The organism is Dyella sp. BiH032 (assembly GCF_031954525.1).
Taxonomy (GTDB): Bacteria; Pseudomonadota; Gammaproteobacteria; order Xanthomonadales; family Rhodanobacteraceae; genus Dyella_D.
Map to the genome: position 1 here is coordinate 707081 of NZ_CP134867.1, position 12806 is coordinate 719886.

Sequence of the window (12806 nt, forward strand, 5' to 3'; positions counted from 1 at the left end):
GGGCGCCCGCCGGCACAGCGCCCCGTCCAGCGGTCAACCGCCGAGACGGGGGCAGACCACGCCGTCGGCCGGCAGCAGACATGCGGCGTGGGCCGCGGGGCTGAGCTGGCCGGCGCTGGCGCTGGCGGCCAGGCGGATCGCATCGGGGGAGGCACTGACCATCGCAGCCAGGACCAGGCCGCAGACCGCGAGGCAGGCGACGAACAGGCCGCGCAGCATCAAGGCTTCGGTTTTCATGGGGTTGTCTCCGACAAAGGGGGTGAGGTTCCTGCCTCCATGGACTCGCAAGCGTTGTGCCAAGGTGGGCCGAATCACAAGGCCTTGATTTGGCGGCACTTAGGATGTCGCCTTGCCAACGTTCGACTGTCCGCGGACACCCCGCACTCGCCAGCGGACAGCCTGCCGGACAGTGTCCGGACACCGCCGCCATCCCTGCCGATGGTCATTTGCGGTTCCCTTCACGCATGACTAGCCTCGGAGGTTCCCGTGAAACAGGAGGTTCATCCATGCGAAAACCCCTTGCCCTGCTTGTCGCCGGGCTTCTGTCCGCCGGAGTCGCCATGACCGCGCCGTCGTCCATGGCTGCCCCGGCCACGCAGACCATCCCAGAGATCGCCTATACGCGCTTCACCCTGCCCAATGGCCTCACGGTCGTGGTGCATGAGGACCACAAGGCGCCGGTCGTGGCGGTCAGCATCTGGTACCACGTCGGTTCCGGCGACGAACCCAAGGGCAAGACCGGCTTCGCCCACCTGTTCGAGCACCTGATGTTCTCCGGCTCGGAAAACCACAAGGGCACCTACTTCGCGCCCTTCGAGCTGGCCGGCGCGACCGACATGAACGGCACCACCTGGTTCGATCGCACCAACTACTTCGAGACGGTACCCACCACCGCGCTGGACATGGCGCTGTGGATGGAATCGGATCGCATGGGCCACCTGCTCGGCGCCATCGGCCAGAAAGAACTGGATACGCAGCGTGGCGTCGTGCAGAACGAGAAGCGCCAGGGCGAGAACCGGCCCTACGGCCGCGTGGATCAGAACGTCCTCTCCAACACCTATCCGGCGAACCACCCATACCAGCACGACACCATCGGTTCGATGGAGGACCTGGACGCCGCGTCGCTAGCCGACGTGAAGCAGTGGTTCCATGACTACTACGGCGCCGCCAACACCGTGATCGTGCTGGCCGGCGACATCACGCCCGCGCAGGCCAAAGAAAAGGTCGCCAAGTACTTCGGCGACATTCCCGCGGGTCCGCCCGTACCGCGCCAGCAGCCGTGGATCACGCCGCTGGCGAAGTCCACGCGGGGCGTACAGCACGACCACGTCTCCCAGCCGCGCATCTACCGCACCTGGGTGGTGCCGCAGCTGGGCACGGACGACATGATTTCGCTGGACCTGGCCTCCACCGTGCTCGGAGGCGGCAAGACCTCGCGCCTCTATCAGCGCCTGGTCTACCAGGACAAGCTGGTCGACGACGTCTCCGCCAGCGTGGCGCCGTTCGCGCTTGCCAGCCAGTTCCAGATCCAGGCTGACGTCCGCGAAGGCGTGGACCCGGCGAAGGTCGAAGCTGCCATCGCCGACGAACTGAAGAAGTTCATCGCGGACGGTCCCACCCAGGACGAGCTCGACCGCGCCAAGGTGGGCAACCGCGCTTCGTTCGTGCGCGGGCTGGAGAAGGTGGGGGGCTTCGGCGGCAAGGCCGTGATCTTGGCCGAGGGCCAGGTCTATCGCGGCGATCCGGGCGCGTACAAGAAAGACCTCGAGCGCATCGACACCGCCACCGTGGCCAGCGTCAAGAGTGCCTCGGACAAGTGGCTGACCAAGGGCGACTACCTGCTCACCGTGCTGCCGGCCAGCGGCAATTTCGATCCACAGGCGGAAGACGCGAAGGTCGTGTCGCTGCCCACGGCTTCCGGCCGTCCGGAACCCAAATTGCCGTCGGCGCAATCGTTCACCGTGGGCAAGAATGAGGTCGACCGCGCCAAGGGCGTGCCGCAGGTCACGCAGTTTCCGGACCTCAGCTTTCCTAAGCTGGAGCGCGGCAAGCTGAAGAACGGTATCGAGGTGGTGCTGGCTCAGCGCCATACGATCCCTGTCACCCAGATCCAGCTGCAATTCAATGCCGGTTATGCGGCCGACCAGGGGCGCAAGCTCGGCACTGCCAGTTTCACCACCACGCTGATGAACGAGAGCACCAAGGCGCTCGATTCGGTCGAGGTGTCCAAGCGCAAGCAACGCCTCGGCGCGATCACCAGCATCGGCTGCGGGCTCGATACCTGTACTGCATCGCTCAACGCGCTGAACGACCAGCTCGGACCGTCGCTGGAGTTGTTCGCAGACATCGTGCGCAATCCGGCCTTCAAGTCGGAAGACATCGAACGCGTGCGCGGCCAGTGGCTGGCCAGCATCGCGCAGGAAAAGACCCAGCCCACCGGTCTGGCCTTGCGCACGCTGCCGCCGCTGCTCTACGGGCAGGGGCACGCCTACGGCATTCCGTTCACCGGCACCGGCACGGAAGCGGCGATCAAATCGCTCACGGCCCAGGACCTGGCGACCTTCCAGCGCGACTGGCTGCGGCCGGACAACGTGAAGATCCTGGTCGCCGGCGATACCACGCTGGATCAGATCATCCCCCAGCTCGACGCGGTGTTCGATGACTGGAAGGCGCCGTCCGCGCCGCTGCCGAAGAAGAACGTCGCGCAGGTTGCTGCCCAGGCCAAGCCGCGCGTATTCCTGATCGACCGGCCCGATGCGCCGCAATCGCTGATCCTCGCCGGCCTGCTGGCGCCGTCGAGCAAGGCGCCCAACGACATCGAGATCGGCGTCGCCAACGGCGCCTTCGGCGGCAGCTTCACTTCGCGACTCAACATGAACCTGCGCGAGGACAAGCGCTGGGCCTACGGCGCTTTCAGCTTCCTGCGCGACGCGGTCGGCCAGCGGCCGTTCCTGATGTATGCGCCAGTGCAGACCGACAAGACGGCCGAGTCCGCGCTGGAAGTGCAAAAGGAAGCCAAGGCTGTGGTCGGCGACAAGCCGCTCACCACGCAGGAGGTGGACAAGATCAAGTCCTCCAACGTGCGTGGCTTGCCGGGCAGCTTCGAGACCACGGCTTCGGTGCTCGGCGCGCTCGGCGAGATCGTGCAGTACGGCCGGCCAGACGACTACGTGCAGACACTCAAGCAGCACACCGAGGCTGTGAATCAGGCGAGCGCGCAGTCGGCGCTCGCCGAGATCGTCAAGCCGCAGGCACTGACTTGGGTGATCGTTGGCGATCTGAAGAAGATCGAGCAGCCGGTGCGTGCACTCGGCCTTGGCGAGGTCCACGTGATCGACGCCGATGGCAAGCCGGTCGCGGCGAAGCCTTCGGCCAAGGCCAAGGTCGCCAAATGAGATGGCCGGCGGGAGGCTCGGGCCTCCCGCCGAGCCGTTCAGCCCGGCTTGGGTCGGCCGGCGCGCCGCACGTTAGGATGTGGGCCGGGGCAGCGCGCTGCCCTGGCCTTTTTTCATGGACACCGTGGAGTAACCCATGCGCAAGACCCTGCTGCTCGTTCCCGTGGCCCTGATGCTCGGTGCCTGCACCTGGGGCATCACTCTGGACGATGCCGCCAAGAATGTACGCACGGTATGGAGCGGCGACGTGTCTTCCTGCCGCGAGCTGGGCAAGGTCACCGTGTCGGTAATGAACCGCGTGGGGCCGATCAACCGCAATGACATCAAGGTGCGGGACGAACTCGAAGTGATGGCCCGCAACGAGGCGGCCAAGATGCGCGCTGACACCATCAAGCCGCTGGCCGAGCCCTCCGAGGGTTCGCAGCCCTGGGGCGCTTACCAATGCGGACCCAACCGTCCTGCCGCGGGGCGCGCTTCCGGCGCTTCGCCGCGACCGGCCCAGTCGGCGCCCGGCAACGCAGAGACTTTCCCCATCAAGGGCTAAACGCCCGTGGCCGAAAGGCTTTTGAAAAGCGCCCTCCGGGGCGCTTTCTTTTTGCGCGCTCGTCGTCCCGGCCTTGCGGCTTGCGCTGGATGCGGCACAAGCATAATATTCACAAGTAAGTTGTACATAAATGTACTAAATGCCCGATCCGCAGCGAGGTCTTCCATGAGCAGCTTCACTCCTACTGAGCAGCGCCTCGCGGTCACCTGCCGGCGCTACCCCGACTTTCCGCGCGATCCAGCGATCCTGGTGCGCCTGGTCAAGCACATCTACAAGCGCGTCCACGACGACGCCAACGCGATGCTCAAGCCCTGGGGCATCAACCATCCGGAATACAACCTTCTCATGATGCTGTACGGCACGGAGGGCTATACGCTCAATCCGTCGCAACTGGCGGACGCGGCCGGAGAGAAGTCCGCGAACATCACACGGCTTACCAACGAGCTGTGCGAAAAGGGGCTGATCGAGCGCACCGCCAGCGACGAGGACCGCCGCAAGGTCACGCTCACGCTGACGGCGAAGGGGCTGGCGATGATCGAAGGTTTCCTGCCCGACATCTGCGCCCTGCTGGAACGGCAGGCCGGCGGCCTGCAGCCGCGCGAATCGGCCCAGCTGGAGCGTCTGCTCAAGAAGTTCCTCGACCATCTGGACCAGGGCTGAGCCCATGTCCCCCGCCGACACCAGCACGACGGCCGCAGCACGCTGGCCCTGGCTGCCCGCCTTTCTATCGGAGGAGCGGATCGCCTGGGTGTTCGTGGCCAAGACCGTGCTGGCGATGTACGTCACCTGCTGGCTGGCCATGCTGTTTCAGCTGGAGCAGCCGGCCACCGCGATGATCACTGTCGCTATCGTGATGCATCCGCAGAGCGGCATGGTGCTGGCCAAGAGCTTCTATCGCGCGCTCGGCACCTTCGCCGGCAGCCTGTTTGGCCTGGTGCTGATGAGCCTGTTCCCACAGCAGCGCGAGCTGTTCCTGCTCAGCCTGTCATTGTGGGTGGCCGCCTGCGCCGGCGGCGCTACGCTTTACCGCAACTTCGCCGCCTACGGATTTGTGCTGGCCGGCTATACCGCCGCCATCGTGACCTTGCCGGCGGTGAGCAATCCGCTGAACGTGTTCGATTCGGCGGTGATGCGCGTGAGCGAGGTAATGCTAGGCATCATCGTGTCCGGTGTGGTCAGCGACGTGATCCTGCCGGAGCGACTACGCCCCCTGTTGCGCCGCAGTGCGCGGGAGCATTTCGCGCATTTCATCGATTTCGCGCGCGGCAGCACCGGCGGCACCATCCCTCGCAGCGAGATGGAGAAGGCGCACCTGCGTTTCGTGCGCGCCGCGGTGCAATTGGAAGACCTGCGTTCCTCGGTGATCTTCGAGGATCCGGAAGCGCGCGCCCGCAGCAGTCGCATGCGGTTGCTCAACCAGCGCTACATGTCCGCGTCGACCAGCTTCCAGTCGGCCCATCACTTGATCAATCGCCTGCAGCGCGGCGGCCGCGGCAATGTGGCGGCTGCGCTGATCGCGCTGTACGCGCCGATCGGCGAGGCGTTGTCGCCGGACCCCGTTCAACAGCAGGATCCGGCCGTGCTCGCCCCGCGCCTGCAGGCTTGCGAGGACGTGCTGCCGCCCCTGGCCGCGCGCCTGCGCGCCGAGCTGCGGGCGGACGCCTGGCTCGAGTTCGATACCGGCGCCGGCCTGCTGCGCCGTTTCTGTAGCGAAATGCGCGATTTCACCGCGCTGGAAGCCTCCTTGCGCGAGGGCAAGCTGAAAGGCTCGGTGGAGATCGTGCGCTTCAGCCGCGGCAACGACGTGCTGGGCGCGTCGGTCAGCGTGCTGCGTACCTTCCTCACTATGTCGGTGCTCAGCGTGTTCTGGCTGAGCAGCGGCTGGAGCTATGGCTCCAGCGCAATGCTGCTGGCCACCATCTTCAGCGGCCTGTTCGCGGCCTCGGCTTTCCCCATGCTCGCGGTGACCAATACGCTCGCCGGCTACGTGGCCGGCATGGTGGGCGGTTACTTCGTCACTTTCTATGCGCTGCCGGGCGGCGACGGCTTCGCCATGCTGGTCGTCGCTACTTTGCCGTTCCTGCTGATCGGCCCGTACCTCACTACGCGCAACCACACGCTGCCCGGCGTCGGCGCCGGCTACACGCTGGGCTACGTGTACATCCTGGCGCTGAAGAACCCGATGGTGTACGACCCCACGCGGTTCCTCAACGACGCCATCGCGCAGGTCGTCGGCATCGGCATGACTGCGGTGTTCTTCGTCTTCGTGCCGGCGGTGACGGGTTCGCCGTGGCAGCGCCGGCGCCAGCTGGCGCAGCTGCGGCGCCAGGTGGTGCTGGCCGCGAATGCGCCATTGCCGGGGTTGCTCTACAGCTTCGAGAGCGTCAATCGCGACCTCGTGCAGCAGGTGGTGACCTACACCCGGCCGGACACCGACGAATCGCGCAGCCTGTTGGCCTGGGCGCTGTCGGTACACGAATGCGGCCGCGCCGTGATCGAGCTGCGCCAGGACATCGCGCGCAGCGGCATGCCTCTTTCCGTGATCGGTCCGGTGCAGGACGCGGTGCACGCGATCGGCGCGCTCTACGCACAGCCACGCGCCGAATGCTGGCGGCGGGCCGATACCGCGGTGGCCCGCGCGATCGACATCACGACCGACCACCTGGCCCAGTCGCCTTCGACCTGCCAGGCGGCGCTCACCCATCTCTACCTGTTGCGCAGCGCGCTGCGCGACGACGAATCGGCCATGGCGCCGTACATCCAGGCCGGCCAGGGCACGGAGTCTCCCCATGCTGCATGACCTCATCCCGAACGAAATCGCCCTGGCCGACGCGCTGGTGCCTGGTCTGCTCCTCGTCTTCTTCGGCAGCCTGCTGGCGCTGTGGGCGGTCGACACCCTGGTCGGCCGGTTCGGCCTCTATCGCTTCGTCTGGCATCCGCCGCTATTCCGGCTGGCCCTCTTCGTATGCATGTTCGGCGCCGCCGGGCTGCTGCTGTTTCCCTGAGTCACGTCCATGAAAATCGCCTCCCTGCTCCGTTTCGCCCTAACCGCCATGGTCGTCGTCGTGGCCGCGCTGCTCGGCCACGCGCTGTGGCGTCACTACATGTACTCGCCGTGGACCCGCGACGGCCGCGTGCGCGCCGAAGTCGTGCGCATCGCACCCGACGTCTCCGGACTGGTCACCCGTGTTGCCGTCATCGACAACCAGTTGGTGAAGAAGGGCGACGTGCTGTTCACCATCGACAAGTCTCGCTTCGAGTACGCCGTGGCTCAGGCTCAGGCCAATCTCGCTGCCGCCGAAGCCAGCGCGCGCGCAGCCGGCGCCAATATCAACGCGGCCTTGGCCAGTGCCGCGGCGCGCAAGGCCGACTACGACATGCTTTCCAGGCAGGCCGAGCGACGCCAGCAACTCGGCGACGTGGTGTCGCAGGAAGTGCGCACCGATGCGGTGTCTTCTGCCAACGCCGCCCGCGCCACCTGGCAACAGGCGCAGGCTAGCGGCAGCCAGGCCAGTGCCGCGCGCCAGCAGGCCGAGGCCGCGGTGGAACAGGCGCAGGTGGCACTGGACCGTGCCAAGCTCGATATGGAGCGCACCGAAGTGCGCGCGCCGGTCGACGGCTACGTGACCAATCTCGACATCCGCGTCGGCGACTATGCCTCCACGGGGTCGCCTCGGCTCGCGCTGATCGATAGCCACAGCTACTACATCTACGGCTATTTCGAGGAAACCAAGCTGCCGCACCTGCGCGTGGGCGACCCGGTCAACATCCGGCTCATGGCCGGCGGTGCGCGCCTGAAGGGGCAGATCACCGGCATCGCGCGCGGCATCACCGACCGCGACAATCCCACCGGCAGCGACCTGCTCGCCGACGTGAATCCCACGTTCAACTGGGTGCGGCTGGCGCAGCGCGTGCCGGTGCGTATCGCCATCGATACCGAACACCTGCCCCCGGACGTCCTGATCGCGGCGGGCATGACGGCCACGATCGAGGTGTACCCGCGCGACGACAGGCGCAAGCGGACGAACTGAGCTGTAGTCCGGCGGAGCGAACGAATCCCGGCTGGCGCGCCCGGCTTTCGTTGGATGCGCACCGCTCCGTGCTGGCGCCCCGTGAAGGCTTACCGCGGCGCCACGTCGCGCAGGCGCATCTTCAGCACCTTGCCGTTGTCCAAGGTCAATTCGAGCGGCGTCGCTTCGGGAAGGCCCATGCTGGCACTACGCAGCTCGCCCAGGCCGATCGCTTTGGCCGGCTTGCCGTTGACCGCAACGATGAAGTCGCCCGCCTTCAGTCCCGCTTCCGCCGCGGGGCCGCCGGGCAACACCCAGTTGACTTTGTAGCGATCCGTCTGCGCCGCGGACTTGCCCGCGCGGAAGCCCGCCATCGCGTACTGCCGTTCGGCCGGCTGGGCGCGCGGTTGCAGCACCATCTCGCCGCGCCGGTAATCGAAATGCACGTTGAAGCGCGACAGCACGTCCTGCCCGATGTTGCCGGCCTCGCTGGGGTTGCCCGTGGCACCCGCGTCGGCACGGGTGAGCATGGCCACGATGTTGTCCAGCCGCTGTCCGCCCAACTGCATGCTCGTGGCATGTGCGAAGTGCGCGGTGAACAGGCCGCCGACTCCGCCGGTGGGCGATGGCGCGCCTTTTTTGTAGCGCGCCGCGATGCCCTGGCGCGCGGCCCACTGCGGAAACAACAGCGTCAACCCGGAGTTGCCCGTATCGATGCCAAACGTGCCGCGCCGGCCGTCGAGGCTCGCATCGACCAGCGGCATGTCGTCGGTGAACATCAGCGGAAGTCGCTCGCCTCGTTCGGCCGCAGGTGCGTCGCCATGGTCGTAGGGCTGCAGGACCAGCTGGCCTTTGTCGTAATCGAAAGTCACCGCGAAGCGTTCGAAAATCTCCAGGCCCAGGATGCCGGCGATCGGCTCGCGGCCTTCGCCGCGCTCGTAGAACTCATGCGGATACGGCATCACCAGGAAGGTGAGATCGCGGACATCCGCGGCACCCAGCCCGAGGTGCCCGACGCGGGTATATGCGGTGCTCATCGATCCGGGGCCGGAGCCGGTGCTGACGCCCGCGCCGCGCGTTTCGAAGCCGAGCTTATTCGCCGCGTCTGCGGTGAGGATCGCGTGGCCGCCGGTATCGAGAATGAAAGGCAGCGGGCCTTTGCCGTCGATGCTGACGTCGACGAGCAGGAAGCCGCCTTCGAGATGCATCGGCACGGTGGCGCGGCGGGCGTCTCCGGCCATCGTCACATCGCGGACCTTGCCGTCCGGACGCTGCAGGAGCCCGGCGGGCGTGCCGTCGATCCAGCGATAACGGGTGACGGTGGCGACGTTCTCGCTATCCGATCCGCCGGCCGCGGTGGTGGCCTTGTCGACGATGCGGAACGGCAGCGTCGCGCCATCGACGGCGCGATAGTCGCCATAGCGCTGGGTGATCTGGAGGAACGAGCTCTGCCAGGTGGCGTGATCCAGCCGGTGCGTCGCCGGGTCGATCCACAGGGTCACAGCGCGACCGCCCGTTGGCGTCGCTTCGAGGCGCTCGAACCGATGGCCTTCTTCGTCGGCCTGCGGCAGCAGGCGATAGCGCGTGCCATCGTTTGCATCGAGGAAGCCGAGCCGGCGCAACCAGTTCTCGCTGGCGGCGACTGTCCTGGCTTCCGGCGAATTCAGGTCATGGACCAGGCCGGTGTTGTCCTGGCGCCAGCGGCCCTTCGCGTCATAGCCGTCGGCGACCGCGAACAGCTCGTTGCGCATCCGCGTCGCGTACTGGCCGCCGCGCAGGTCCACGGTCTGCTGCCAGCGGCCTTCGAGGCCGTCGGCTTGCTGGCTGCCTTCGGCGTCGATGGCGGCGTGGCGGTGCAGGGCGTCGGCACCGTGGGCCTGGCGCAGCTCGCGCAACAGGGTGTCGGCATCGTCCGCGCAGGCCAGCGCGGGGAGCAGCAGGGCGGCGATCAGCAAGGGCAGGGTGCGGGGCTGGATCATGGCGTTCGTTCCTCGTCGTGCGTGGGCGGCATGCTGCCGCCGCGCTCACGGCGCCGGCTAGGACGGACGTGAGGTTTCAGGACGCGCGTTGCGTTTTATGCCGATAGTCACGCGGCGTCTCGCCGACCGCACGCTTGAACACGCGCGCGAAATGACTCTGGTCCGCGAACCCGGCCTCGGCCGCGATCTCGACGATCGGACGGGCGCGGTCGGCCAGCGCATGGCAGGCCTGGCGGATGCGCAGCATCCGGCGGTAATCGCCCACCGACATGCCTTGCGCCTGCTGGAAGCTCCGCGCCAAGTGCGCCGGATGAACACCCGCCAGCTGTCCCAGTTCGGCCAGCGATAGGTCGGCCGCCGGATCGTCGTGCAGCCGTTCGAGCACCTTCACCAGCCATGCGGGGCGGCGTTCCGCCGGTTCGTTGCGGCAGGCCAGCGCGACCAGTTCGAGTACCGCGGACTGCAGGGCCAGCGCCGCGGCATCGTCTTCCGCCGCCAGTTCGCGTTCGATGCGCGCGAGCAGGCGCGTCGCCCCAGGCAGATGCAGGGCGCGAAAATCGCCCAGCAGTCGACGCACCCCCACGCCTTCGGCCAGTGCGCCCGACGGAAAGATGCTCAGGCAGCGCGCACCCTGCGGCGAGAACCGGTTGGCGTGGCGGTGACCCTGCGGATGCGCCAGCAGCAGGCCCGGCGCGCACGCGGTTTCTCCTGCGGACGCATGTTGCGTATAGGCGCCGCCGGCGACCAGGCAGAGATAGGCATCGTCGTGTTCGTGCATCGGCAAGTCGCCTTTGCCCGCGTAGGCAGTGGCGGTCACGAGCAGGCCGCCGACGGAGCGGCGGTGCAGGGGAGAGCCGAAGTTGGCGCGGCCGAGATGTTGCATGAGGCCAGTGTACGGAGGCGGTAAGGCGCGCCGCGTGCCGTTGGTCAGGGGGCGTCGAGGTGGTTCAGCGCCCAAGTGGCCACGGCGTCGGGGTGTTCCAGCTGGAGGTGATGCCCGCCATCGAGGTGGCTCACGGTGATGTGGGCGACGCACGCGGCGCGGAGCGCCATCGGCTCGCTCGGCAGGTACGAAGTGGCGGGCCGCGCCAGGAGCAGCGCGGTGGGCGCCTCGATGCCGCGCAGCAGCGCGTGGATCTGTGCCTCGGCCAGTCGCAGCGGCGAGACGCGGGTCAGGCGAGGATCGCTGCGCCAGCACCAGCCATCGGCGACTTCCGCAAGACCCCGTTCCACGATCGGGCGCGCCAGCTCCGCGCGCAGGCCGCCGGCGATGGCGCGGGCGGCCACGGCCTGGTCGATGTCGCGAAAGACGCGCAGGCCCTTGCCGTTGGCCGGCGGCTCGATGCCGTCGCGGAATCGCTGCAAGGTCCGCGTGCCGTCGTCGCCCAGCGGCCCCAGCCCTTCGATCAGCAGCAGGCGGCGAATCCGTGCCGGCGCGGCGGCGGCGACCAGGGCCGCGATGCCGGCGCCCAGCGAGTGGCCGAGCAGGTCGAAGCGTTCGAGGCCAAGTTGGTCCGCGGCGGCGAGCACACCGCGGACGTAGTCCACGAAGTGATAGTGCATGCCTGCCGGCAGATGGCCCGAATGCCCATGTCCCGGCAGTTCGAGGGCGATGACGCGGCGTCGCTCCGCGAGCCGCGGTGCCAGGTAGGCGTAGCTGCCGGCGTTGTCCAGCCAGCCGTGCAGGGCCAGCAGCGGCGGCAGGGTGTCGCCACCCCAGGTCAGCGCGCGCAAGGTGAGCTGAGGCAGTTCGAGCGCGCGTTCGACCGGCGCGCTCATGCCTCGTCGCGCTCCGGCCAGCCTTGCATGTGGCGCAGCGCCAGCCCGGCGAGGCTGTCGACCTGGCCGCGACTGTCGTTGAGCGCGGGAATGTAGCGGAGGTCCTGGCCGCCGGCCTCGATGAAGAACTCGCGGTTCTGCATGGCGATCTCCTCGAGCGTCTCCAGGCAGTCCACCGCGAAGCCCGGGCAGGCCACGTCGATACGCTTGATGCCCTGTGCCGCGAGTTCCCGCACGGTCGCGTCGGTGTAGGGCTGCAGCCAGGGCTCGCGTCCTACGCGCGACTGGAAGCTCACCAGCAACTCGGAAGGTTGCAGGCCCAGCCGCTCGCGCAGCAGGCGCGCCGTGGCGCCGCATTGCAGGAGATAGGGATCGCCGGCACGCACGTAGCGTTCCGGAATGCCATGGAAGGACAGCAGCAACCGTTCGCCGCGGCCGTTGGCCTGCCACCAGTTCTCGATGCTCCGCGCCAGGGCGTCGATGTGGCCGGGATCGTCGTGGTAGTCGTTGACCACGCGCAGCTCCGGCGGCCAACGCAACGTCTTGAGGCTATCTGCCACGGCGTCCAGTACGGAGCCGGTAGAAGTGGCCGAGTACTGCGGATAGAGCGGCAGCACCAGCAGGCGGCGCACGCCCTCGCGCTGCAACCGTTCGATCTGCGATTTCACGGAGGGCTGGCCGTAGCGCATGGCCAGCGCGACCTGGACCGGCCCCGGCATGCGCCGCGCCAATTCCTCCTGCAACGCAGCCGCCAGGGCTTCGCTGCCGACGCGCAGCGGCGAGCCCTGGGGCGTCCACACCCGCTGGTAAGCGTGGGCCGAGCGGCGCGGGCGGATGCGCAGGATCACCCCGTGCAGAATCAGCCACCACAGCCAGCGCGGATACTCGATCACGCGGGGATCGCCAAGGAACTCGGCGAGGTAAGGACGCACCGCCCGTGGCGTGGCTGCCTCGGGTGTGCCCAGGTTCACCAGCAGGACGCCGGCTTTAACGGGGCGGTCATCGGAAAGCCCGGCCAGGCCGGTATAGTGGCTGCGAGGCATGGTGGCGACGTGGCGAATGCGGCCCCGAAGTCTGCCACAAGCCATGTGGCTCCCCA

11 protein-coding genes are annotated in these 12806 nt (G+C 67.7%); 6 read left to right on the top strand and 5 right to left on the bottom strand.

The annotated features are described in order from the left end of the window. Positions 1 to 33: 33 nt before the first annotated feature. The gene (locus RKE25_RS03075; protein ID WP_311840800.1) at positions 34 to 237 is read right to left on the bottom strand and encodes a hypothetical protein; all 204 of its coding nucleotides are present in this window, start codon (positions 235 to 237) and stop codon (positions 34 to 36) included. A 269-nt stretch (positions 238 to 506) separates the two neighbouring features. Between RKE25_RS03075 and RKE25_RS03080 the strand changes: the two genes are divergently transcribed. The 6 genes from RKE25_RS03080 (at position 507) to RKE25_RS03105 (ending at position 7970) form a co-directional block, all read left to right on the top strand. After that, positions 507 to 3395 carry a pitrilysin family protein gene (locus RKE25_RS03080; RefSeq protein WP_311840801.1) on the top strand — a complete coding sequence of 963 codons (2889 nt, stop codon included), beginning with the start codon at positions 507 to 509 and terminating at the stop codon, positions 3393 to 3395. A gap of 136 nt (positions 3396 to 3531) precedes the next feature. Then, positions 3532 to 3939 (top strand): DUF4156 domain-containing protein, encoded by a 408-nt coding sequence (locus RKE25_RS03085; protein ID WP_311840802.1) that lies wholly within the window; start codon positions 3532 to 3534, stop codon positions 3937 to 3939. Positions 3940 to 4104: 165 nt separating this feature from the next. After that, positions 4105 to 4599: a MarR family transcriptional regulator gene (locus RKE25_RS03090; protein ID WP_311840803.1), complete on the top strand. Its 495-nt coding sequence runs from the start codon at positions 4105 to 4107 to the stop codon at positions 4597 to 4599. 4 nt (positions 4600 to 4603) lie between these two features. After that, entirely contained in the window at positions 4604 to 6739 is a 2136-nt protein-coding gene (locus RKE25_RS03095) for an FUSC family protein (RefSeq protein ID WP_311840804.1), read from the top strand. Next, complete coding sequence (locus RKE25_RS03100; RefSeq protein WP_311840805.1) at positions 6729 to 6944, top strand: DUF1656 domain-containing protein; 216 nt, start codon at positions 6729 to 6731, stop codon at positions 6942 to 6944. Before RKE25_RS03095 ends, RKE25_RS03100 begins: the two co-directional genes overlap by 11 nt. Before the next feature lie 9 nt (positions 6945 to 6953). Beyond that, positions 6954 to 7970 (top strand): HlyD family secretion protein, encoded by a 1017-nt coding sequence (locus RKE25_RS03105; protein ID WP_311840806.1) that lies wholly within the window; start codon positions 6954 to 6956, stop codon positions 7968 to 7970. A gap of 89 nt (positions 7971 to 8059) precedes the next feature. On the opposite strand, the gene RKE25_RS03110 is transcribed toward RKE25_RS03105, so the two are convergent. The 4 genes from RKE25_RS03110 to hemH form a co-directional block, all read right to left on the bottom strand. Next, a complete protein-coding gene (locus RKE25_RS03110; protein ID WP_311840807.1) occupies positions 8060 to 9928 on the bottom strand; it encodes an aspartyl protease family protein in 1869 nt (622 codons plus the stop codon). A gap of 76 nt (positions 9929 to 10004) precedes the next feature. Next, positions 10005 to 10811, bottom strand: coding sequence for an AraC family transcriptional regulator (locus RKE25_RS03115; protein WP_311840808.1), 807 nt, complete (start codon positions 10809 to 10811; stop codon positions 10005 to 10007). Positions 10812 to 10855: 44 nt separating this feature from the next. Next, positions 10856 to 11707, bottom strand: a complete 852-nt coding sequence (locus tag RKE25_RS03120) for an alpha/beta hydrolase (protein WP_311840809.1) — start codon at positions 11705 to 11707, stop codon at positions 10856 to 10858. Continuing rightward, complete coding sequence (gene hemH / locus RKE25_RS03125; protein ID WP_311840810.1) at positions 11704 to 12750, bottom strand: ferrochelatase; 1047 nt, start codon at positions 12748 to 12750, stop codon at positions 11704 to 11706. Before hemH ends, RKE25_RS03120 begins: the two co-directional genes overlap by 4 nt. Positions 12751 to 12806: the final 56 nt, after the last annotated feature.